The organism is Leifsonia sp. Root112D2, assembly GCF_001424905.1.
Lineage (GTDB): Bacteria > Actinomycetota > Actinomycetes > Actinomycetales > Microbacteriaceae > Root112D2.
Genome location: NZ_LMCU01000001.1, coordinates 2,355,933 through 2,377,896, shown reverse-complemented (window position 1 = coordinate 2,377,896; position 21,964 = coordinate 2,355,933). Strand labels below are relative to the sequence as shown.

Annotated in this window: 21 protein-coding genes; 3 read left to right on the top strand and 18 right to left on the bottom strand. The window is 65.5% G+C overall.

The genetic code is table 11. From position 1 onward, the window contains the following. Positions 1-28 precede the first annotated feature (28 nt). The 3 genes from ASC63_RS11025 to ASC63_RS11015 are packed head-to-tail and all read right to left on the bottom strand — an operon-like array spanning position 29 to position 3,741. Complete coding sequence (locus tag ASC63_RS11025; protein WP_055813094.1) at positions 29-829, bottom strand: SDR family oxidoreductase; 801 nt, start codon at positions 827-829, stop codon at positions 29-31. 30 nt (positions 830-859) lie between these two features. Further along, positions 860-1,825 (bottom strand): tetratricopeptide repeat protein, encoded by a 966-nt coding sequence (locus ASC63_RS11020; protein WP_055813091.1) that lies wholly within the window; start codon positions 1,823-1,825, stop codon positions 860-862. Beyond that, a complete protein-coding gene (locus tag ASC63_RS11015; protein ID WP_055813089.1) occupies positions 1,825-3,741 on the bottom strand; it encodes a hypothetical protein in 1,917 nt (638 codons plus the stop codon). Before ASC63_RS11015 ends, ASC63_RS11020 begins: the two co-directional genes overlap by 1 nt. A gap of 270 nt (positions 3,742-4,011) precedes the next feature. Here ASC63_RS11015 and ASC63_RS11010 point away from each other — a divergent pair, with 270 nt between their 5' ends. Both ASC63_RS11010 and ASC63_RS11005 read left to right on the top strand, forming a co-directional pair. Beyond that, positions 4,012-5,658 (top strand): hypothetical protein, encoded by a 1,647-nt coding sequence (locus ASC63_RS11010; protein WP_055813084.1) that lies wholly within the window; start codon positions 4,012-4,014, stop codon positions 5,656-5,658. Between the two features lie 31 nt (positions 5,659-5,689). Continuing rightward, positions 5,690-6,745 carry an AI-2E family transporter gene (locus ASC63_RS11005; protein WP_055813081.1) on the top strand — a complete coding sequence of 352 codons (1,056 nt, stop codon included), beginning with the start codon at positions 5,690-5,692 and terminating at the stop codon, positions 6,743-6,745. A gap of 8 nt (positions 6,746-6,753) precedes the next feature. Here ASC63_RS11005 and ASC63_RS11000 read toward each other — a convergent pair whose 3' ends face one another. The 11 genes from ASC63_RS11000 to ASC63_RS10950 all read right to left on the bottom strand — a co-directional run bounded on the left by ASC63_RS11000 (position 6,754) and on the right by ASC63_RS10950 (position 17,021). Next, positions 6,754-7,464, bottom strand: coding sequence for an alpha/beta hydrolase (locus ASC63_RS11000; RefSeq protein ID WP_055815406.1), 711 nt, complete (start codon positions 7,462-7,464; stop codon positions 6,754-6,756). Positions 7,465-7,506: 42 nt separating this feature from the next. Next, positions 7,507-7,806, bottom strand: coding sequence for a hypothetical protein (locus ASC63_RS10995; protein ID WP_055813078.1), 300 nt, complete (start codon positions 7,804-7,806; stop codon positions 7,507-7,509). A 33-nt stretch (positions 7,807-7,839) separates the two neighbouring features. After that, on the bottom strand, positions 7,840-9,573 hold the full coding sequence (locus ASC63_RS10990) for a cation:proton antiporter (protein ID WP_055813076.1): 1,734 nt from the start codon (positions 9,571-9,573) through the stop codon (positions 7,840-7,842). 51 nt (positions 9,574-9,624) lie between these two features. Continuing rightward, entirely contained in the window at positions 9,625-10,206 is a 582-nt protein-coding gene (locus ASC63_RS10985) for a hypothetical protein (RefSeq protein WP_055813073.1), read from the bottom strand. Between the two features lie 150 nt (positions 10,207-10,356). Next, a complete protein-coding gene (locus ASC63_RS10980; protein ID WP_200936847.1) occupies positions 10,357-10,908 on the bottom strand; it encodes a DivIVA domain-containing protein in 552 nt (183 codons plus the stop codon). Between the two features lie 13 nt (positions 10,909-10,921). Beyond that, entirely contained in the window at positions 10,922-11,827 is a 906-nt protein-coding gene (locus ASC63_RS10975) for a phosphatidate cytidylyltransferase (RefSeq protein ID WP_055813070.1), read from the bottom strand. A gap of 115 nt (positions 11,828-11,942) precedes the next feature. Then, complete coding sequence (gene frr, locus ASC63_RS10970) at positions 11,943-12,497, bottom strand: ribosome recycling factor (protein ID WP_055813068.1); 555 nt, start codon at positions 12,495-12,497, stop codon at positions 11,943-11,945. A 47-nt stretch (positions 12,498-12,544) separates the two neighbouring features. Continuing rightward, positions 12,545-13,273 (bottom strand): UMP kinase, encoded by a 729-nt coding sequence (gene pyrH, locus ASC63_RS10965; protein WP_055813065.1) that lies wholly within the window; start codon positions 13,271-13,273, stop codon positions 12,545-12,547. Positions 13,274-13,385: 112 nt separating this feature from the next. Further along, positions 13,386-14,213: a translation elongation factor Ts gene (gene tsf / locus ASC63_RS10960; RefSeq protein ID WP_055813061.1), complete on the bottom strand. Its 828-nt coding sequence runs from the start codon at positions 14,211-14,213 to the stop codon at positions 13,386-13,388. Between the two features lie 45 nt (positions 14,214-14,258). Then, positions 14,259-15,188, bottom strand: coding sequence for a 30S ribosomal protein S2 (gene rpsB / locus ASC63_RS10955; protein WP_055813059.1), 930 nt, complete (start codon positions 15,186-15,188; stop codon positions 14,259-14,261). Positions 15,189-15,398: 210 nt separating this feature from the next. After that, positions 15,399-17,021, bottom strand: coding sequence for a sugar porter family MFS transporter (locus tag ASC63_RS10950; protein WP_268765152.1), 1,623 nt, complete (start codon positions 17,019-17,021; stop codon positions 15,399-15,401). A gap of 155 nt (positions 17,022-17,176) precedes the next feature. On the opposite strand from ASC63_RS10950, the gene ASC63_RS10945 reads away from it, so the two are divergent. Next, on the top strand, positions 17,177-17,641 hold the full coding sequence (locus ASC63_RS10945; RefSeq protein ID WP_162242895.1) for a M23 family metallopeptidase: 465 nt from the start codon (positions 17,177-17,179) through the stop codon (positions 17,639-17,641). Positions 17,642-17,687: 46 nt separating this feature from the next. Here ASC63_RS10945 and ASC63_RS10940 read toward each other — a convergent pair whose 3' ends face one another. From ASC63_RS10940 to ASC63_RS10925, 4 genes are read right to left on the bottom strand one after another with little or no spacing between them, the layout of a single operon-like run. Continuing rightward, positions 17,688-18,641, bottom strand: a complete 954-nt coding sequence (locus ASC63_RS10940) for a tyrosine recombinase XerC (RefSeq protein ID WP_055813053.1) — start codon at positions 18,639-18,641, stop codon at positions 17,688-17,690. Between the two features lie 50 nt (positions 18,642-18,691). Beyond that, complete coding sequence (gene dprA / locus ASC63_RS10935) at positions 18,692-20,026, bottom strand: DNA-processing protein DprA (protein ID WP_055813051.1); 1,335 nt, start codon at positions 20,024-20,026, stop codon at positions 18,692-18,694. Next, positions 20,023-21,555: a YifB family Mg chelatase-like AAA ATPase gene (locus tag ASC63_RS10930; protein WP_055813048.1), complete on the bottom strand. Its 1,533-nt coding sequence runs from the start codon at positions 21,553-21,555 to the stop codon at positions 20,023-20,025. Before ASC63_RS10930 ends, dprA begins: the two co-directional genes overlap by 4 nt. Beyond that, positions 21,555-21,911: a YraN family protein gene (locus tag ASC63_RS10925; RefSeq protein WP_055813045.1), complete on the bottom strand. Its 357-nt coding sequence runs from the start codon at positions 21,909-21,911 to the stop codon at positions 21,555-21,557. Before ASC63_RS10925 ends, ASC63_RS10930 begins: the two co-directional genes overlap by 1 nt. Positions 21,912-21,964 lie beyond the last annotated feature (53 nt).

The following is a 21,964-nucleotide window of genomic DNA, read 5'->3' as shown; positions in this document are numbered from 1 at the left end:
CCGGCGCGGTGACCGGCGACGGTAGCGACTATGGCGTGCGCGACGCGGTCTGCGCCGCCAGCCACTGCGAGAACGTTGTCTGCCCGACCGAGTGCTCGATCACGAGCGCGCCACCGGAGCGCCAGAGCTTACCGAGTTCGCCGGGCATGCGCAGCGGTGCGATCAGCGCACGGGAGCCGACGGCGTGCTTCCACAGCACCGCCATGTCGCGCATGCCGAGCACCTCAGGGCCGCCAACGGTGAACGTCGTGTTGGCCGGTCCGACGCCCTCCGCCGTATCCACGAGGATGCGAGCGACGTCGGCCACGTCGATCGGTTGCAGCCGGATGCCCGAGAAGGCAGGTATCAGCCCGCGGCGGGCGCCCGCCTTGAAGATCGACCCGACGAGGTTGTGAAACTGCGTCGCCCGAACCACGCGCGTCTCCAGCAGCGATTGCCTGTACACGTTCTCCTGAGCCGTCTTGGCCCGGTAGTAGACGTAGTTGGAGCGGTCCACATTCACTATCGACAGCAGCACCGCGCGCTCGATTCCCCAGCGGGCCGCCGCATGCATCAGATTAAGGGCACCGACCGTGAAGACTTCCCGCGACGAGCGGGACATGCCGTTCGTGGTGTCGATGAGCACGTCGACACCCTCGAGCGCCTCGTCGAATCCGGATGCCGCAACCAGGTCGACCGCATAATATTCGGCGCCATCGAGCCGAGCCTCGCTCCCCTCGGCGGGAACGCGACGACTGGCGACGACGACCTGGTGGCCACGGCTCAATGCCTCGGTGACGACTGCGCGTCCGGCCAGTCCTGTTCCTCCGACGACAAGAACACGTGACACCTGTGGGACTCCCTGCGGGCGACGAACGGATTAGTAGAGCAGCGCCGCCAGCCTAGACCGGGCCTTGGCCACCCGAGGGTCATCCACACCGGCGATCTCGAAATAATCCAGCAGGCGCACGCGAACGGCGTCCTTCGCGTCTTTGTCGAGCTTCGGGAACAGGTCGAGCAGGCGACCGAACGCATCCTCGAGGTGGCCGCCCGAGACATCGAGGTCGGCAACGAGCAATTGCGCCTGCGGATCGCTCGGCGCCTCGGCGGCGGCGGCACGAATCTGCGCGGCCGCCGTACCCTTCAGCCGGGCCAGCAGCCCCACCTGGGCAAGCCCCGCAACCGCCATGGTGTCACGGGGATCCTGGGCGATGGCCGTCTTGTATTCCTCGATGGCCGTGTCGTAGTCGCCCTGCTCGATGGCCGCATACGCCTCGGCGTGGTGCGGTGGCAGCGGCGTCGGCGTCTCTTCCGCCGGTTCTGCGGATGCCTCGGTGCCGGCATCCGGAGACCCCTCGACAACCGCCGCGCCGGTGACGCCGTTCTGGGCGGCCAGCTGAAGCGCCTGATCGAAGACCTCACGCAGCTGCTGCTCGTCAACCGTGCCGCTGAACAGGGCGACCGGGCGGCCTCCGATGAGGGCCGCGACGGTGGGAACGGCCTGCGTCTGGAAGGCCTGCGTGAGCTGCGGATTGGCATCGGCGTCGACGCGCACAAGCACGAGACGCCCCGCGTACTCGGTCACCACACGCTGGAGGGTCACCGAGAACTGCGTACCGGGTTCACTTCTCGGCGAGTACAACTCCACGATGAGTGGAACCGTCATCGACAGGTCGAGAAAATCGTTGAACGTGGCGTCGGTCGCCTCGAAAACCAGACCGGGAAGCGGAACCGTTGTCGACGGTGCCGCGGCTGTGCCCGATGCCGGCGCGGCAGCCCTGTTCACGAGGGACGAGAGATCGACGGCTCCGCGCAGGTTGCCGACCGAGGGGGGAACGTTACTCACTATTTCAACTCCGTAGCTGCGATGATGCCCTGGCTAAAGCCGAGCAGCGTGATCTTCTTGGTCGATCCGGCCGGCGGAACGTAGAACATGAGCTGATAACCGTATGTCGATACGAAACCGGTCTTGCTGGTGGTCTTTCCGGTCAACGCAGCCGCCGTCTCACCACCGTTCACCTCGGCCCCGGATTCGACCACCTTGAGCGTTTCGCTCTCGGTGAGTTCAACGGTCACTATGGCTCCCGAATCGTTGGTGGCCAGCGCGATGGGCGGTGCCGTGCCGACAGCACTACTGAAGGTCAGCGAGGCCGTCTTGGACAGGGCCGCCTTCTTCTTGGCCTTGTATGCGGCACCGACATCGACGGCGAGCAGGTCTTTCTTCTCGTCGAACAACGGTGCGTATTTGCTCTTGTCCCCGTTCGTCAGGATGTCTTCATAAGCACTGGCGATCTGGGCCGGTGGCATGAGCAGGAATTTCGAGTCCGGCTGCACGAGAGGCGTTCCGATGCTGGCCGGGGCAAGGTCCTGCAGCGAGGTGTGCGGTTCCAGCGTTATTGCGTAGTTCACCAGGTAGTTCTCTCGCGGCGTTTGCTGCACGAGCACGAGGGCGATGGGCGCTTGCTTCGCGTCTCCCGTGTTCTGAACCACGGCTTCCACCACACGCGGCCAGGTCTTCGCATCCGTCGCCTGCGGAAGTGAGACTTCAAGCGGGCCGGCCGGAATGGCGGCGGGAGCAGGAATCTTCGAATTCTTGGCGCGTGCGGCGTAATTCGCGGTGCGCAGCGCGAGGGCGGGGCCTGCGAATCGACTGGCCAGGTCTGCAGACTTCAGGTTGGAATCCGTGGTGGCCGCGAGGGTGGAGACCTTTGCGACGATCTTCTGCAGTTGCGGCACGGTGACCACCGGCAACGGTGCGTTCTTACCGAGTGATGCAGCATCCGTGTTCAGCGCGGTCGGCGTCGCGACCGGCGTCGAACCGGCGGAGAAATCGGGCCAGTAATCGGCTGAACACCCCGAGAGCAGCAGCGCCGTGAGCCCGAGAGTCGAGAACGCCGCAACCATTCTCCGCCGAGGGCGCGGCCGTGAACGCCGGCCTCGACGGCTGGACTCCGTGACCTTGCTCGGCCGATACTTCGGGGCCTTGGGCAGTTTGGGCATCTTGGGGCCGCTCGATCGACGCGGGCCGCGCGAGCGACGAATGTTGTTCAGTCCGAGAAACAGCAGCACAAAGCCGAGGAGGAGCACGAGAACGCCGCCCGCGATCAGCGGGCCGGCCCACGGCGTTGCCGTGTCGACGGGCCAGCGGATGCGCACCCTGTCGGGCGCGGGTGCCGTTCCGTCGCTGGCGATGATGACGCTCACGTCGTCGGGGATGTTCATGCGCGTGACCGCGGCATCCGTGCCCGTGTATTCCTCCAGCCAGAGGTCGGATCCCGCCGGATTCGGTGCGGGCGTGGCCGCGGCCTCACTCGGCGCGGGCGTCGACGTCGCTGGCGCGGTGCTCGTCGATGCTGTGCTGGCCGGCGGTGAGCTGGTGGGTGTCGTACTGGTCGGATCGGGCGTCGAGTTGTCGCCGGGCGTCGAGTTCTGCGCCTTCGGCTTGACCAGCTTGGAGCTCAGCACGTTGTCTGCCGCGTTGTATGTGAGGTTCGCGTAGGGCTGATCGCCCAGCCAGGCCCGCACGTCATCGGTGCGGCCGTATGCCACGAAGGCCTTCGAAGAGCCGGAAACCGTGAGCGTCTGCTGGTTCGGGTGCGAGTTCAGGACGGAGCCGTCGATGACCGTGAACGGGGCACCGCCGGCAACCGTCGTCTCGACGCTGATGTCGCTGGAAGGCGCCCATACCGTTCGTTGGGCGAGGCCCACACCGATCATGGCTGCCGCGACGACGAACGCCACGATTGCGAGTACGAAACGCACTTGAACCCTTCCTGTGGTGCCATTCCTAGGGGCCGCTCCCGGTTGGCGGGGCGCGGATGCGCGAGGCGAACGATCATCGGAAAACGGTCGCACGGCGAATGGCAACAACAAAGACAGTCAACGATACCGGGCGAGTCTGAGTGCCGCCTAAACGCGGCCTGTATCGACCGTCTGGCGCACCGCGGATGCGGCGGAGGGTGCTGGCGACTAAAATCGTCTCAGACTTGCAGGGCTGATCCCCGCCTGCACACCCAGGAACCGGGAGAAACAGTGGCTACCGACGACGCAGAGTTCACGCAGGTATTCCGAGGCTATGACAAAGACGAGGTCGAGAGGGCCGTTCAGGACCTTCGTCGCGAGTTGATCAAGGCGAACACGCAGAGCGCCGATTCGAGCAAAGAGATCAAACGACTTTCCGCGCGTATCGATGAACTCAACGCGGAGATCGAAGAGGTCGGCAGCCCGACCTTCTCCGGTCTGGGCACGAAACTCGAGAACACCCTGCGCGTAGCCGAGGAGCAATCGACACGCCTGATCGCCCAGGCCGACATCGACGCCGAGAAGCTGCGCGGTTCTGTGACAGCCGAGATCGAGAAGATCCGCGAGACCGCCGCGCAACAGGCCAGGCGTGCGCTCTCCGACGCCCAGGCGCGCGCCGAGACCACCCTCGAAGACGCTCGCATCGAGGCGCACGAGATTCTCGTCAAGGCACAGAACGAGAAGGAAACGCTGGTTCAGGATGCCTTGCGCGAGGCGGCGGCGATTCGCGGTGCGGTAGCCACGGAGGCTGCGGAGTTGCGAGCGACGAGCAAGAGGGAGGCCGCCGCCCTGCGCGCCGATGCGGAGCGCGAGGCGGCTGAGATGACGGTAGTGGCTGCCCGAACGGCCGCCTCCGCGCGCGACGAGGCAGAGGGGCTCTCTCGCGAAACGGAAGAGACGCGCGCGCGCGTCGCACGTGAACTGGCGCAGCAGCGCTCGGAATGGACACACGAATCCGAACAGGCCCGCATCGCTCTCGCGAGCGAACAGGAGCAGAGTCGGCACGATCTGGCCGCCGAGACCGAGCAGACCCGGCTCGATCTGGCCAAACATGCCGAACAGACTCGAATCGACCTGGCCGCCGAATCGGCGCAGACACGCGCCGATCTCGCCGGTGAGATCGCTCAGGCCCGAGCCGACCTCGCCAATGAGACCGAACAGGCCCGGGCGGCCCTGGCCGCCGAACGCGAACAGAATGCCGCGGCGCTTGCCACCGAGACCGAGCAGGGCCGAGCGACGGCAACGGCTGAGGCCGAGCAGCTGCGCGCCGATCTGGCGAAAGAGGCCGAACAGGCCCGAGCCGAGCTCACGCAGGAGATCGACACGGCGCGAGCAGAGTTTGTTCGCTCCAGCGAACAGGCCAGGATCGACCTGGAGGCCGAGCTCTCGTCGATGCGCACGGTGGCATATGACGACGTTGACAAGCGCACTCGCGAGATCGAGCAGGCCAGGATCGACCTCGACATCGAACTCAAGTCGCGCCGGGACGAGGCCGAGAAGGAGCACCTCGCCCGACACCAGGAGGCCGTGTCCCAGACGCAGAAATACCTCGATGACGCCAACGAGCAGTTGTCCGCGGCCACGAGCCACGCCGCCGAGAAGCGGACAGAGGCTGACAGCGTCGAGGAGGCTGCCCGTGCCGAGGTCAAAGCGGCGCGCGCCCAGGCGCAGTCTGAAGCATCCGAGATCGTCGCACTGGCGCAGGAGCGCGCCGACGCCCTGATCGAAGAGGCCGAACAGCGAACGCGAACCCTCGTGGCGGATGCCGAAGATCGGCTCTCACAGATTAGGATCGAGCGAGATGCCGTTGCCGGCTATTTCGAATCCCTGCGCGGGGTATTGACGCAGGCGGAGAAGGCGACTGCAGAACCGAGCTGACGTTCGACTTCACCGGGGGACGGGGAACACTATGAAGATTCAGAACGCATTTCGTCTGGGCCTGGTTGGCACGCTGGGGGTCGGGCTCGGCTTTCTGATCCTGACCTCGATCGTCAGCCTCACGACGATCATCACCTACATCGGCGCGGCGCTGTTCATCTCACTGGGCCTTGACCCTGCCATCACGCTGCTGGAGAAGCTCCGCTTTCCGCGCTGGGCGGCGATCCTCACCGTGCTCGTCGTCGTTCTCGCGGCATTCGTCGGGGTGCTGCTGGCCATCGTGCCCATCATCACCACACAGATCGGCGAACTGGTCCGCCAGATTCCCGGCATCGTCGACACGGTTCAGAAGCAGGACTGGATCGGGGCGCTGAACCACCAATTCGGCAAGGAGAACGTCGACTCCGTCATCAACAGCATCACCGCCTTCGTGACAGACCCCTCGAAGATCTCCGGGCTGGCCAGCGGAGTGCTCGCCGTCGGCTTCTCGATCGTCAGCGGGGCGTTCGGTGGTCTCATCATCGTGATCCTCACCATCTACTTCACGGCGTCGCTGCCGTCGATCAAACGTGGCATGTACCAGTTGGTACCGGCATCCAAGCGCGCGCGTTTCGCGGACATCAGCGAACAGATCACCCAGTCGGTGGGGCGCTACGTGATGGGCCAAGTGGCGCTGGCACTCTGCAATGGTGTGCTCAGCTTCATCTTCCTGACGATCATCGGGGCGCCGTTCACGGCCGTGCTCGCCGTCGTGGCGTTCCTGTTCTCGTTGATCCCTCTCGTCGGCACGCTTTCCGGTTCGGTGATCATCGTGCTGACCTGTCTGATTCCCGGTGTCGGTTCCTCTCCGCTCACCGCTCTGGTCGCCGCGATCTACTACATCATCTACATGCAGGTCGAGGCATACGTGCTCAGCCCGAACATCATGAATCGCGCAGTGTCCGTTCCCGGCGCCATCGTCGTGATCGCCGCGCTGGCCGGTGGCTCCCTGCTGGGAATTCTCGGCGCACTCATCGCCATCCCTGTCGCCGCCTCCATCCTGTTGATCATCAAGCAGGTGGTCATTCCCCGACAGAATGAGTTGTAGGCACGCCGCTAGGCGGTGATCTCTGTCGGCAGCGGCAGCGCCGCGGGATTGACGGCAGCCACGATCTCCGTGAGCACCCGTCGGGTCTGCGTCTCCCCCACCCAGAGATGACGGCCGCCCGCCACCGCTATCAGCGTGGCACCGGGCACCACGGAGAAGCGTTCGGCGGCCTCTGCGGGCCGCAGGTAGTCGTCGTGCTCCGGTATCAGCGCGATGAGCGGGCGCGGATCATTCGCCCAGGACTCGAGGTCGGCATCCGTGGTTCTGTGTAACGGAGGTGAGAGCAGGATCACTCCGTCGACGGGCTGCTTTCTGCCGTATTTGAGGGCGAGTTCCGTGCCGAACGACCAGCCGAGCAGCCACGGGTGCGGCAGGCCGCGCTCCTGCACGAATCGCATGGCCGCGTCAACATCGAGGCGCTCGTCGACACCGTCACCGAAGCGACCCTCACTGGTGCCGCGCGGCGAATGCGTTCCGCGGGAGTTGAAACGCAGCACCGCCAGGTTGGCCAGCGCCGGAAGACGATTGGCCGCCTTGCGCAGAATATGCGAATCCATGAACCCGCCGCCCGTGGGCAGCGGGTGCAGCGTCACGAGCGTCGCCACCGGTTCGCCGGATTGCGGCAGGGCAAGCTCGCCGACCAGCCGCAGGCCGTCGCTGGTGTGCAACTCGATGTCTTCACGGCGCGCGGGCAACTCGATGCCGCCACGAATCTCCACGGGATCGCTCGAGCCGAGTGTCTCTGTCACGTGGGGGGCTCCCTACCCGATCTTCCAACAGTGCGTGTGCCAGTGCCGCCTGGCGGCGAGATCGGCAGCGTCGCCGAGCACTCCATCCGCCCGCCAGATCACGAGGTGTGCGCCGCCCGGTGTGATCTCGAGGCCGCAGCCCGGGCAGACATAGGTCTTGACGGCCTTCACGGCCGAGACCGGCTGCACATTCCACGAGACGCCACGCCGGGTTTCGACTCGACGCCAGCCGGTCGTCATGCTCGAGAATTCGAGTTCGCCCTCGTCGGCCGAAGACGATCGACGCCCCCGGGGTCGGTTACTGCGTGGCATGAATACCAGTCTAGATCGACGGATGCCCGCCCCTCACGCGCTCCCGAAGCCCTGCGCCAGGCGTGCCTCCTCGGCGTCCAGCAGCTCCTGGGCACGCCACAGCACCCGTGAGGGATAGCTGCCCCTGCTGCGTGCATCCAGAAGAGCGGCACGCTCAGCGGCTATCACACGGCTTCTCAGCGCACGGTACTGGTAATGCGGGCCAGACTCCGGATCGTCCACTTCCGCTCGCTCAGCGCGCTCCCACGCCGCCGCGCTACGCAACAGCGTGTCCTGCTTCACACGCTCGATCACATCGGCATCGGCCTTCTCCCCGTCGTTCTCGGGAATCTCCGTCTCCAGGGCTGCGAGACCCGACTCGCTCATCTCATCAATCAGTTGCGCCAGCGAGCGCCGATCCGCGGCAATGTCCGAACCGCGGATACCGAGTCGACGAATGAGCCACGGCAGCGTTCCGCCCTGCAGGATCAGTGTGACGATCGCAACGGTGAACGCGATGAGGATGAGCTGCGGCCGATACGGCGTATCGCCGTCGAGGGATTGAGCCGCGGCAACGGTGACCACCCCACGCATGCCGGCCCAGCTGAGCACGACGGCGCCTCTCCAGTTCGCCGGATCGGAGACGATGTCCTGAAGATCGGCCTCCCGGCGATCGAAGAACCGCAGCATACGGCTCCAGCGACGTGCTCCCTTCTCGCCCTTCGGCTGCGGTCTGCCACGAAGCTCATCGAGTCTGGAGGCTATGCGACCGCCCGACTCCGTCACTCGCTTCTGCGTGCGCGCCATTCTCCACTCCAGCGGCACGACGAAGATAACCCGGATCACCAGGATGACGGCACAGAGCAGCAGCGCGATGACAACCGACTGCAGCAATCCGAATTCGTTGTCGGGAACATTGCCGACGATGGTTCGCAACTGAAGCCCCATGAGAAGGAAGACGCCGTTTTCCAACAGGAACTGCACGGTTCGCCAATTGAGCTTCTCGCTCAGACGCGTCTGCACCGAGAAGGAACTTGCGGCGTGATGCCCGGAGTAGATACCCGCAACGACGACGGCCAGCACACCGGATGCTCCGAGCTCCTCCGTGGGAATGTACGCGATGAAAGGCACGGCGAACGAGATGGCCGTATCGAGCACCGAGTCACGCAGCCTGGAGCGCACGCGCACCGTCACGAAACCGACCAGGAGTCCCATCACGATGGCCACCGCCACCGAGAAGGCGAAGTTGCCGGCCACGTTCCACAGGCTGATTCCCGCCCCGGTCGCGCCGATCGCCGCCTTGAGCAGCACGAGTGCCGACGCATCGTTGACGAGTCCCTCGCCCTCGAGCATCGTTACGAGCCGGGTGGGCAGTCCGAGACGTTTGGCGATGGATGTCGCTGCCACGGCATCCGTTGGACTCACTATCGCCCCCAGCGCGATGGCCGCGCCGAGATCGAGGCCGTGCAGCAGTGTGAACAGCAGCAAGCCCACCGCGAAGGAGGTGACGATCACCAGGATCACGGAGAGCACCGAGATCTGCCCCAGGTTTCGACGCAGATCGACGACGGGAACCTGAATGGCCGCGGAATACAGCAACGGCGGCAGCACGGCCGAGAGGATCACCCAGGACGGCACTGCGAACGGCAGCGGCACGCCGGGGATGAACGAGAACGCGATGCCGACGACGACCAGCACGAGCGGTGCAGCGATCCCGAGCTGTTTCGCGAACGCCGCGACGGCGACGATCGTGACAATCGCCACAACCCCGATCAGGGCGAATTCCATGCGAACAGCTTAGGGGTGTCGGCCGATCACGCCGTCAGCACGTCACGTAAGTTAGTACGATCCGCCGTAGCTGTTCCAGATGCTGCATGGGGTACCTCGTGCGGCGATATAGCCGAGACCCCAGTTGATCTGGGTTCTCGGATTCGTGGCCCAGTCCGCTCCGGCCGACGCCATCTTTCCCCCGGGATATGCCTGCGGAATACCGTATGGAGCAGTGGAAGGGCTGCTTCCCATCGACGTGTTCATGGCATTCACACGCCAGCCCGACTCCTGGTTCCACAGGGCGACCAGGCAACTGAAATCTTGCTCGCTCCAGCCGCGTGCCAGCACCTGCGTGTGTGCATATGCCTGCGCGGAGCCCGGATTGGGTACGACGTTCGGCAGTGAAATGCCGCCTGATGAATGTGAGGTGGAGGCCTTCGGCGGTGGTGGTGGCGGGGGCGGTTCCTTCACCGAATAGCTGTCGCGCTTCACCGAGGCCGCCTGAACGACCCCCGAGACCACAAAGGTCTGCGCATCCTGACCCGCGAATCGATCTGCCGCATTGAACGTCGGGGAGGCCACTGCGCCGGCGTAGGGGTCGACGACATTCACGAGCAGAAAGCCCATTGCGGCGACGAATGAGAACAGCACCAGCGGAATTCGAGACCGCACATGGGGTCTGCGACGAGACACCCCCACCGGATTTGACGGTGTCAGGGGCACTATCACTCCAGAATGCCTACCCACGATCACAAAACCATAACGGACTTCGCTCGATTCGCCAAGGCAGACCGCCGGGTCTCAGCGAACCGCCAGCATGACTTTCGTGACGCTGTCGAGCAGAAGGTCCACCTGCGCCTCGCGGTAACCGCCACGCTGGGGCTGAAAAACGACCGCGCGGACATCATTGACGTTCAGCGGCTTTCCGTCGTGAAAATAGAGCTTCAGGCGCTCGGCGAAGTCGTCGACCTGCCGGATGCTGTAACCCAGACTGAGGATGCCGGTGTGGCGGAAACGCCGCTTCGCCGGCCGGTCAAGGCGGGCCACGATCTGTCGGGCATCCTCGCGTGCCGTTTCGAGCCATTGGCGTTCGCCCACGCTGCGCTTGGCGAGATCTCGCTCTCGAGACGCGAACGCGTCTTCCAGTCGCTCGAGGGCGACATCCACCTCGGCGGTCGCATAGCCGCCCTTACGCATGCCGAACGCCGTGTGGCGTATGTCGTCACTGCTCAGGGAAACGCGATCGATGCCGTCATAGGCCTGGCGTGCCTTCTGCAGGAAGGCGTCGACCTCATCGACGTTGTAGCCCGGTCGGGATTTGCGGGCGTGGGGAAATGTACTCACGCGATCCATTCTGTCAAAACATTCACCCCAGGATGAGGAAGAGGGCGTACGCCACCGCGGCAGAGGGCAGGATCGAGTCGAGCCTGTCCAGGAAACCGCCGTGGCCGGGCAGCCACGAACTCATGTCTTTGATACCGAGATCACGCTTGATCAGCGACTCCGCAAGATCTCCCATCGTCGCCGTGAAGAGCAACACCGGGCCGAAGATGAATCCGAACCACCACTGCTCCCCCAGCATGAAGGTCGAGAGGATGATGCCGGCGACGATGCTCACCAGCGCGGCCCCTGCGAGGCCCTCCCAGGTCTTCTTGGGGCTGATCGTCGGGGCCATCGGATGCTTGCCGAACAACAGCCCGCTGGCGTACGCGGAAATATCGATCAGGATGACCACCAGCAGGAATGCCAGGGTCCACCATTGACCACCGTCTTCCGCGAGCAAGAGCACCGAGAAGCTGGCGAGGAATGCGACATAGACCTGAATGAATGCTCCTGCACCCAGATCCCTCAGCAGCGCGGGCAAGGGTATGCGGCGCGAGCGCTTCAAGCCTTCCGCCAGCCGCCACAGCCAGACGAGAAGGATGCCGGCGCCCAGCACGGCCAGCTGCCCCTGGGCATGCCAGTAATACGTCGCCGGCACGAGCGCGAGGGACGCGACGACGGTCGGGATACGCGGAACCTGACGCCCGGAGACCTTCAGTGCTCCGGCGAGCTCGAAGGTGGCGAACCCCGCCAACACCATGGCCACGACCATGAAGAGCTCTTTGATCACGATGAGACTGAACAGCATGAGCAGCCCGAGACCCAGGCCGATCAGAATCGCCAGAATGAGGTTGCGCCCCGTGCGCGCCTCGATGCGCTCGTTCGTGGCATCCAATTGAGCACGCCGCACTTGAACCTGACGTTCGATGTCGGCCCGTGTGGCCTTCATCTGTGCACTGAACTCGCTGCGCCCGGGATGCTCACGCCGGGCGCGCTCTCGCTTAGCCGGGGGGTTCGAAGGCTCCCGACCGCCCGAAGAATCCTGTGTCATGGTGGCGGCTGCCTCACACCTCGAGGAGTTCGGCTTCCTTGCGCCGCAGCGCCTCGTCTATCGCGTCGACGTGAGTCTTCGTGACCGCCTCGAGCTCTTTCTCACCGCGCGCCACGTCGTCGTCGCCGACTTCGCTCTTGAGCGCGTCGAGATCATCCTTGGCCTTCCGCCGGATGTTGCGCAGGGACACCTTGGCTTCCTCGCCCTTCGAACGCACGATCTTCACGAACTCGCGGCGGCGTTCCTCGGTAAGTTCAGGCAGGGTGACACGCACGATCTCGCCGTCGTTGCCGACGTTTGCACCCAGGTTCGGAACGTTGACGAGTGCCTTCTCGATCTCCTTGAGCGCCGTCTTGTCGTACGGCGTCACAAGCAGAGTGCGCGCTTCCGGGTTCTGCAGTGACGCGAGCTGGGCAAGCGGCGTCGGCGTGCCGTAGTACTCCACGAGGATCTTCTGGAAGAGCTGGGGGTTCGCGCGGCCGGTACGCACCGTGCCGAAGTCATCCTTCGCCGCTTCCAGGGTCTTGCTCATGCGCTGGGTCGCATCGGAAAGTACATCCGCGATCACGGTCACTCCTTTGGGGATGAGAGGTGGGCAGTGCCCTGGGGGCAAGTCTAGTTGACGCGGTCATTCGACACGCGTGTGCCGAGTTCCTGGCCGAGGATGGCCGCCGTCACGTTTCCGTCGGGCTGCATGCCGAACACCTGCATGGGCATACTGTTGTCCATGCACAGGCTGAAGGCCGTCGAATCCACGACCTTGAGGCCCTGCTGCAGCGCCTCCTGGTAGGTGATGTGGTCGATCTTGACCGCGGTCGGGTCGGTGCGCGGATCGGCCGAGTAGACGCCGTCTACCCCGTTCTTGGCCAGCAGCACGACATCGGCGCCGATCTCGAGCGCCCGCTGGGCCGCAACGGTGTCTGTGGAGAAGTAGGGCAGCCCCGCACCGGCACCGAAGATCACGACTCGCCCCTTCTCCAGATGACGCTCCGCTCGGCGCGGAATGTACGGTTCGGCAACCTGCGTCATCGAGATCGCCGACTGCACGCGCGTGGCCGCGCCGGCCTGCTCGAGAAAATCCTGCAGCGCCAGGGCATTCATGACGGTGCCCAGCATGCCCATGTAGTCGGCCCGGCCGCGGTCCATGCCGCGCTGCGAGAGTTCCGCCCCACGAAAGAAGTTGCCGCCACCGACGACTATCGCTATTTCCACGTCGGTCGCGGCCTGGGCGATCTCACGCGCAAGCGAGCCGACGACATCCGGATTCACGCCGAGGCTGCCACCACCGAACGCCTCACCGGAGAGTTTGAGAAGGACCCTGCGTCGTTTCGAGACTTCTGACATGCGTTCAACGTCCTTTGCGGTTAGGGGCATTTCTAAGGTACTGGGATGAGCGCGTTCGCGCAGAAAAAAGGGGCCCGGATCGCAGTGCGCGATCCGGACCCCTGCACGATGCTTAGGCGCCGACCTTGAAGCGGGCGAAGCCCGACAGGCTCAGCCCCGCCTCGGCGACGACCTTGCCGACGTTGAGCTTGTTGTCCTTGGCGTAGTCCTGCTCGAGCAGGGAAACCTGCTTGAAGTAGGCACCCAGACGGCCCTCGATGATCTTCGGAAGTGCGGCCTCGGGCTTGCCCTCGTTGCGCGAGATCTCCTCGACGATGCGGCGCTCGTTCTCGACCGCTTCGGCAGGAACCTCGTCGCGCGTCAGGTACTCAGGATTGGCGAACGAGATGTGTTGCGCAATGCTGCGTGCGGTCTCTGCGTCGTCTCCGCTGTATCCGACGACCACACCGACCTGCGGGGGCAGATCCTTAGAGGTCTTGTGCAGGTAGATGGCGAAGTGCTCGCCGGAGATGACCGCCAGGCGGCGCAATTCGAACTTCTCACCGATGATCGCGGCCTCACCGTCGATCAGCTCGGCCACGGTGCCCGCGCCGGCCGGGGCCGCGAGGGCCTCGGCCACCGTGGTGGCACCGGCGGCAACTACCGCGTCGAGAACCTTGTCGGCCAGCGCAATGAACTTCTCGCCCTTGGCCACGAAGTCGGTCTCGCAGGCGAGCTCGATCAGAGTGGCGCTTGTTCCGTTCTCCTTCGCGGCGACAAGCCCTTCGCTCGTGGAGCGATCGGCACGCTTCGCGTTGCCCTTCGCACCCTTGAGACGCAGGATCTCGGTGGCCTTCTCGAGGTCACCGTCGGCCTCCTCGAGAGCCTTCTTCGTGTCGACCATGCCCGTGCCGAGCTGCTCGCGCAGGGCCTTGATGTCAGCGATGCTGATGTTTGCCATGTTGGTTGAAAACCTTGTCTTTCGAAGATGTATGTGGTGACCGGGCTACTTGGCCTCGGCGGGCGCGGCCTCTGCCTCGGATGCGGCTTCTGCCTCGGGCGCAACGACGGCCTCGGCCTCGGATGCGACCTCGGCGGAATCCGCCTTGGCCTCGGCGAGGTCGGCGTCTGCGGCCTTCTCGGTCTCAGCGCTGGCCTGCTGCGAGCTGTCGCTCTCGGAAGCCTTGAGCAGCTCTGCCTCCCATTCGGCCATCGGCTCGACGGGTGCATCGGAATCTTCAGGCTTCTGGTGACGCTGGATCAGGCCCTCGGCCGCGGCATCCGCGACAATGCGCGTGAGCAGGCCGACGGAGCGGATGGCGTCGTCGTTACCCGGGATCGGGTACTGCACCTCGTCGGGGTCACAGTTGCTGTCGAGGATCGCGATGACGGGGATGCCGAGCTTGCGAGCCTCGTCGATTGCCAGGTGCTCTTTCTTGGTGTCGACAACCCACAGCGCGCTCGGCGTCTTGGTGAGATTGCGGATACCGCCGAGCGACTTGTGCAGCTTGTCGAGCTCGCGCTTCTTGATCAGCAGTTCCTTCTTGGTGAAACCACTCGTGGTTCCCTCGAAGTCGAGCTCCTCGAGCTCCTTCATGCGGGCAAGACGCTTGGAGACCGTCTGGAAGTTGGTCAGCAGACCACCCAGCCAGCGCTGGTTGACGAACGGCTGGCCGACGCGCTGCGCCTGCTCGGCGATGGCGTTCTGGGCCTGCTTCTTGGTGCCGACGAAGAGAATCGTGCCGCCATGGGCGACCGTCTCCTTGACGTAGTCGTAGGTCTTGTCGATGTAGGCAAGCGACTGCTGCAGGTCGATGATGTGGCTGCCCGAGCGCTCCGTAAGGATGAATCGCTTCATCTTGGGGTTCCAGCGGCGGGTCTGGTGTCCAAAGTGCACGCCGCTGTCGAGCAGCTGGCGAATGGTGACGACGGCCATGGCCGTTCTCCTGTTCCGGTTCTTCTCGGGCGCACCTGAGAAGACCAATCGGTTATCTGTGTGGGATCGGTCGATCCCCACTCCTGGTGCCGTGGCACGCATCCGCCCCGAGGTGAGTCGGGGACCGGAGGATGCGTTGCCGTAAGCAGGCACGCGTAGTCACCCCGGCAAGCGGGGTGCAGCAGAAATCATATCATCCGCGGATGCGCCTCAGGACGAGGTCGTCTGCGGCTTCCGTACGCCCCGCTCGAGCTTGCCCTTGTCTTCCAGTTCGAGCCCATTGACCTCGGGCAGCAGCGCGGCCACGAACCAGAAGGACAGCGCCGCGAAGAGGGCGAATGCCGCGTAGACGAAGCCGAGCCCGACGGCCTGGCTGAAGATCGGGAACAGCAGGGTGACCAGAAAGTTGAAGATCCAGTTGAACGCCGTGGCGATGCCGAGACCCAACCCACGAATCTTGTTCGGGAACACCTCGCCGAGCACCACCCACATGACGGGTCCCCACGTCGCGGCGAAGAAGATGACGAACAGATTCGCGCCGAACAGGGCGATCACGCCCCACGGCTGGGGCAAGCTGATGTTGTTACCGGATCCGGTGGCCTGGGTGAAGGAGATCGCCGCGGCGACGAGTCCGACAAACATGCCGACCGAACCGATCAGCAGCAGCTTCTTGCGGCCGACCTTGTCGACGAAGAAAATGGCGACGAAGGTGAGCACGACGTTGATGACGGCGGTGATCACCGAGGTGACGAACGAGTCGCTTTCACTGAACCCGACAGACCTCCAGAGCGTCGTCGAGTAGTAGAAGATCGCGTTGATGCCGACCAGCTGCTGGAAGGCCGCCATGCCGATACCGATCCAGAGAATCGGCTGCAGTCCGAGCGCCTTACCGCGCAGATCGCGGTAGCTTGCCCGCTTCTCGTTCTCGAGACTTTCCTCAATCTCATCCATGCGCTTCTGGGGGTCGGATGCACCGGTGACGTTGCGGATGACCTCAAGAGCGTCGTCCTTCCGTTTCTTGCGGATGAGGAACTGCGGCGACTCAGGAATGGTCAGGGACAGAATGCCGTAGACGAGTGCGGGGATGACGCCGACGAGGAGCATCCAGCGCCAGGCGGGCAGGCCCCACCACAATTCCTTTGCCGCGCCTCCTGCCGAGCCGGCCAGCGCTGCATCCGAGAGCAGGGCAAGGAAGATACCGAGGGTGATGGCGAGTTGTTGGAGCGAGCTGAGCCCGCCGCGGTACTTCGCAGGCGCGATCTCACCGATGTATGCGGGAGCTATCACCGAAGCGATTCCTATCGCGAGGCCGCCGATGAGCCGCCATGCCATGAGATCCCAGTCGGCGAAGGCGAAGCCGGATCCGATCGAACTGGCGACGAACAACACGGCCGCCAGGAGCATGACGGGCTTGCGCCCCCACGCGTCGGCCAGTTGCCCGGCGAACCAAGCACCTATCGCACAGCCGATGAGCGTGATGGCCACCGTGATACCGACGGCGGCAGATCCAAGATGGAAGTCGGACTTGATTGAGTCGACGGCACCGTTGATGACGGAGGTATCGAATCCGAACAGAAGACCACCGAGGGCAGCCGCCAGAGTGACGCCCAGAACCTTTCCGCGATGCGACGGGGCCGAGCCCTCCCCCGCGCCGTTCGAACCTTGACCTGCATCTGAATTCGACACGTGAGCCCCCTTCGTTTCGTTTTCACGGTACTCCGCGTTCAACGACGAGCAAGGGGTTGCGCGCGCCGTGTCTTCTCCTGCGCTGTCTCCTCCTGCACAGAGTGCCCCGTCACGCGTCGGTGCACCGAACGCCTCACTTCGGCGCACGCTGCCTCGATCGCCGACCACAATCAGGAGCTATGAATGCGTCACGGTTCAGGAGACGGAACGGCCGGCGAACACGCCGAGTGGCGTTGCTCGTCACGGTCGGCCTGTGCGTGACCGGGGCAGCAAGCGCGGCGCACGCAAGCCCTGGGACGAGCTTGCCGACTCCCCGGGCCGACGCCGCCGCCATGGGCGCCGCCGCGCAGGATGCCACAACCGCGTGGGCCTGGCCGCTCACGCCGCCCTGGCGCGTTCTCCGTGGGTTCGAGGCCCCGAAGACGCACTATTCGGCGGGGCATCGTGGAATCGACATGCCCGCGCAGCTCGCCGATGCTATCCATTCCCCCACCTCAAGCACGGTGTATTTTGCCGGAATGGTCGCCGGGCGACCGGTGCTGACGCTGCAGAGCTCAGATGGCCTGCTGCTCAGCTTCGAACCGGTAAAGACCACGCTCGCGAAGGGTGAGCCGGTGGCGCGAGGCGAGGAGGTGGCCCGCGTCGCATCCGGAGGGCACTGCGACCAACGTTGTGTGCACTTCGGGGTGCGACGGGAGGGAGAGTACGTCTCCCCGTTGCTCTTTTTCGGTGGGGTGCCACGGGCGGTGTTGCTGCCGCTGGATTGAGGTATGCGCTGCGAAGAGTGCCGCAGGGGTTGCGCTACACGGGACCTCAGGCGCGCGGATGCGCCAACCGGTAGCTCTCTTTGAGCCGCTCGGTGGAGACGTGCGTGTAGATCTGGGTGGTGCCCAGGTTGGCGTGGCCGAGCATCTCCTGAACGGCACGCAGATCCGCCCCGCCGTCGAGCAGGTGGGTTGCGGCGGTGTGCCGCAGCGCGTGCGGTCCTGACGGACCCGTTCCCGGAACATCCGCCAGCAGCCCTGTCACGAGTTGGTAGACGGTGCGGGAGTTGAGCCGGCGCCCGCGTGCGCCGAGAAACAGGGCGTGCGTGGCATCCGGGCCCCCGAGTGCCGTGGAGCCGTTCCGCGTGCCCTGTCCGGCGGCGAGCGCGGGCCGCCCCAGCCGCACGTAGTCGACTATCGCGGACTGCGCGGGAACGCCGAATGGCACCACTCGTTCCTTGGAGCCCTTGCCGAGCACTCGCACTGTGAGCCGGTCGAGGTCGACGTCGTCGAGATCGAGCCCGGTGAGTTCAGAGACGCGCAGGGCGGAGGCGTATAGCAGCTCGATGATCGCGAGATCGCGCAGTGCGCCCGGGCGGTTTTCGCCAGGCTGCGCGGCGTTCTCGGCGAGTCCGGCCAGCATTGCCGCCATCTGTTCCCGATTGATCACGCGCGGAAGGGTTCGGTCGGGTCGGGGTGCGCGCAGCCGTGATGACACATCGGTGCTGATGCTGCCGGTGCGCGCCAGCCAGGCGCCGAAACTCTTCGCGGATGCGGAGCGACGCGCGAGAGTGGCCTTGGCCAGCCCGTCTTGCGACGCCTGCCACAGCCAGTCCCTCAACAGCTCGAGGTCGAGCTCAGCTGTGGATGCGACGCCGCGTTGCGCCGCGAAGCCGTGCAGCGCCGTCAGGTCGGAGCGATAGGCGCGAACGGTCTGCGGCGAATAGCCACGCTCCGCGGCGAGATGCGACGTAAAGTCGTCTATCGCGCGCCCGATCTCCATTCCTCCAGCATCGCCTCACTGCCCCGTTTTGTGCCACCGCCACGCCCTGATCATCGTTTCGCTGCGATGATCCAGCCGGAGGTGCGCTCGGCCACGCCGCCCTCGAGCTGAAGGATGCCGAGTACCGAGCCAACCGCGGCGACGGTCATGCCCGCACGGCGCGCGATGTCGTTGAGAGGCCGTGCGCTTCGTCGACTCAGCGCATCGAGCACTCGGGTCTCCTCCGCCGATCGCAACATCGAGGTATTGAGCCGCTGCGCGCCTTCGGCATCGGTAAATCCCTCCACCAATTCGGCCATCTCGGCAGGGCCAGTCACACACACGGCATCGTAATCGCGGATGAGACGATGGCAGCCGGCGGAGGCAGGGCTCGTCACCGGCCCGGGAACCGCCCCCAGGGGCCGGCCCAGGGCCGCGGCGTGACCTGCGGTATTGAGAGAACCGGAACGCCGGCCCGCCTCAAGCACGACCGTGGCCTGGCTCGCCGCAGCAATCAACCGATTGCGCTGCAGGAACCTCCATTTTGTGGGGGCGGCCCCGCAGGGCATCTCCGAGAGCACCGCCCCGTGCTCGGTGATACGGGTGAGCAGGGCGTCGTGCCCGCTTGGATAGAAGCGATCGACCCCACCGGCGAGAAAAGCGATCGTGTCCCCCTTGCTCGCCAGAGCCGATCGGTGGGCCATTCCGTCGATGCCGTAGGCGGCACCGGAGACGATCGCGAAACCGCGGTCGACGAGCCCGGCCGCAGCTTCCATCGCCACATGCTCGCCGTATCCGGTTGCCGCGCGCGCGCCGACCAGGGCGATGGATCTCTGCATCCTCTCGCAGGCATCCGTCGTGCCGCGCAGCCAGAGAGCGAGCGGCGCATGGGCTCCGAGGCCGTGCAGCCCGCTCGGCCAGGCCGGATCGGCCGGGGTGATGAGGCGCGCACCGATGCGCGCCGCCATTTCGAAGGCGTGCACCGTGGCGGTTGACTGCAGACGCGGCCGCCAGCGGGCGAGCGCCTCCGGCAGCTCTGTGACGATGCGTTCGGCCAGCTCTCCATCGCGTTCGGCGATCGCCGCGGCGATTCGCTCGGCCGGATGCTGTTCAATGACGGCGCTCAATGCCGCCGCGCCCCCGAGTGCGGCGACGAGCACGCCCGCGTCGCCGTCACCGGGCTCGACGAGCGTCGACCAGGCACCGAGCGCGAATCGCTCGGCGGTGCTCTGTTCGGCGGTTATCTGCTCGACGGTGTTCTGTTCAACGGTGTTCTGTTCAACGGGGTTCTGCTCGGCACCCGCCCGCGGCTCGGGTCCAGCCGACTCCTCATCGGATGCCGAGGGTACCGCCACAGCATCGACCAGCGCTCGAACTCGGCTCGTTTCCAGTCCAAATGTCTTCATGGGGTCATTCCTCGTCGCAGGTAGAGTGCCGTGCCGATGTGTTCGGCGGTTGGAGCCGTGCTGCCGGCCAGGTCGGCGACAGTCCAGGCCAGGCGCAAGACGCGGTCATAACCGCGCATGGTGATGCCACCGCGTTCCAGGGCTCGATCCAGGGAGGCAGTGGTCATGCGGCCGAGGCGGCGTCTGCGGTCGCGCAGCCAGGGGCCCGAGACCTGCCCGTTGAGCGACCACGGCGTGTCTGAGAGCCGCGCGGCAGCGGCAGCACGAGCCTCGACGACCCGCGCGCGAGCGTCCGCGCTGGTCATACGGGTCTCATCGGCCAATCGGAGCTGGGCGGCCGTGATGCGGCGCAGCCAGAGTTGGATGTCGATGCGATCCAACAGCGGTCCGGAGACCCGGGCAAGATAGCGCCTGCGCAGATTCGGAGTGCAGCTGCACTCGGAGTCCATCGCCCCATACTGCCCACAGGGGCACGGGTTCGCGGCCATCACGAGCTGAAAGCGGCCGGGAAAGTGCGCGACGGCATTGGCGCGGTGAATGCTGATGGTGCCCGACTCGAGCGGCTGCCGCAACACGTCGAGCACCGAGGAGGCGAACTCGGGCGCCTCGTCGAGAAACAGCACGCCGTGGGAGGCCCGCGCCGCGGCCCCTGGCCGAATCTGGCCGCTGCCTCCGCCGACCATGGCCGCCGCGGTCGCCGTGTGATGCGGCGCCTCCAGCGGCGGCCGACGCATGAGGTCCGCGCCGACGACGCCTCCCGCGAGCGAGCGCATCGACGTGGCCTCGAGCGCCGCTGCCCCTTCAAGGTCGGGCAGAATGCCCGGCAGGCGCGCGGCGAGCATGGTTTTGCCTGCCCCCGGCGGGCCGAGCATGAAGAGATGATGGCCACCAGCCGCGGCGACAAGCAACGCCTTGATGGCCTCCTCGTTGCCCACGACATCGGAAAGGTCCTGTGTCGGCTCTTCGGCGGCGAGCGGCGCGGCCACCATGATTGGCTCCACGACAACGGGCTCGAACTCGCCGCCATGCCAGATCGCCGCCTCAAGCAGGGAGGCAACAGGAATCACCCTCATGTCGGGAACGAGCGACGCCTCGTCGGCGTTGCCGGCCGGAACCATTACCGTTCTCTGGCCCGCTCGGAACGCAGCGAGAACGGCGGGCAGCACGCCAGCCATTGGACGCAGCCGGCCGTCCAACCCCAATTCGCCCAGGTGCACGACAGACTGCACGGAGGAGGCCGAGACATCGCCCGCCGCCGCCAGGCTCGCCACCGCTATGGCGAGATCGAAGCCCGAGCCATGCTTGGGCAGCGCGGCCGGCGACAGGTTGATGGTGAGCTTGTGACCGGTGATGGGGCATCCGGAGTTCACCGCTGCCGCCCGCACCCTGTCGCGTGCCTCGGCCAATGCCGTGTCGGGCAAACCGATGATCACAAACGAGGGCAGGCCCGCGGAGATGTCGGCCTCTACCTCGACCACGGCGCCACTCATTCCGATGAGAGCTATGGAGAAGGTGCGGCCCAGCGCCACTAGTACACCCCCTGGAGATGCTCGATCGTCGGCGTCTGCCCGCGCGGAGCGAGCACGGCAATCGCGTCGATGCGGATGCGCCCGGCCGCCGCATCCGACTGCCGGCACCACGCGGCGGCCAACCTCCGCAACCGTGCCAGCTTGCTCAGAGTGATGGCCTCGAACGGATGCCCGTAAGCCGTCGACGTACGTGTCTTGACCTCGACGAATACCGTCTCGCCGCCGAGCTCGGCTATCACGTCGATCTCGCCCTGCGGACACCGCCAGTTGCGGGCCACGAGCCGATAGCCGTGCTCCGTCAGGTACCCGGCCGCCAGGTCTTCGCCACGCTTGCCGAGAATGTCTTTCGCCGCCATGTGTGCCTCCCACCACCGAGAGTGGCGGAGGGCGAGCCGGTCAGAATGGCCAG

Coding starts and splice junctions, on each gene's coding strand:
- ASC63_RS10940 (WP_055813053.1), bottom strand. CDS start 18,641: ATGGAGATCGGGCGCGCGATAGACGACTTTACGTCGCATCTCGCCGCG.
- ASC63_RS11005 (WP_055813081.1), top strand. CDS start 5,690: ATGAAGATTCAGAACGCATTTCGTCTGGGCCTGGTTGGCACGCTGGGG.
- pyrH (WP_055813065.1), bottom strand. CDS start 13,273: ATGTCAGAAGTCTCGAAACGACGCAGGGTCCTTCTCAAACTCTCCGGT.
- dprA (WP_055813051.1), bottom strand. CDS start 20,026: ATGAAGACATTTGGACTGGAAACGAGCCGAGTTCGAGCGCTGGTCGAT.
- ASC63_RS10990 (WP_055813076.1), bottom strand. CDS start 9,573: ATGGAATTCGCCCTGATCGGGGTTGTGGCGATTGTCACGATCGTCGCC.
- ASC63_RS10975 (WP_055813070.1), bottom strand. CDS start 11,827: ATGAAGGCCACACGGGCCGACATCGAACGTCAGGTTCAAGTGCGGCGT.
- ASC63_RS10995 (WP_055813078.1), bottom strand. CDS start 7,806: ATGCCACGCAGTAACCGACCCCGGGGGCGTCGATCGTCTTCGGCCGAC.
- tsf (WP_055813061.1), bottom strand. CDS start 14,213: ATGGCAAACATCAGCATCGCTGACATCAAGGCCCTGCGCGAGCAGCTC.
- rpsB (WP_055813059.1), bottom strand. CDS start 15,188: ATGGCCGTCGTCACCATTCGCCAGCTGCTCGACAGCGGCGTGCACTTT.
- ASC63_RS10980 (WP_200936847.1), bottom strand. CDS start 10,908: ATGGATCGCGTGAGTACATTTCCCCACGCCCGCAAATCCCGACCGGGC.
- ASC63_RS10925 (WP_055813045.1), bottom strand. CDS start 21,911: ATGGCGGCGAAAGACATTCTCGGCAAGCGTGGCGAAGACCTGGCGGCC.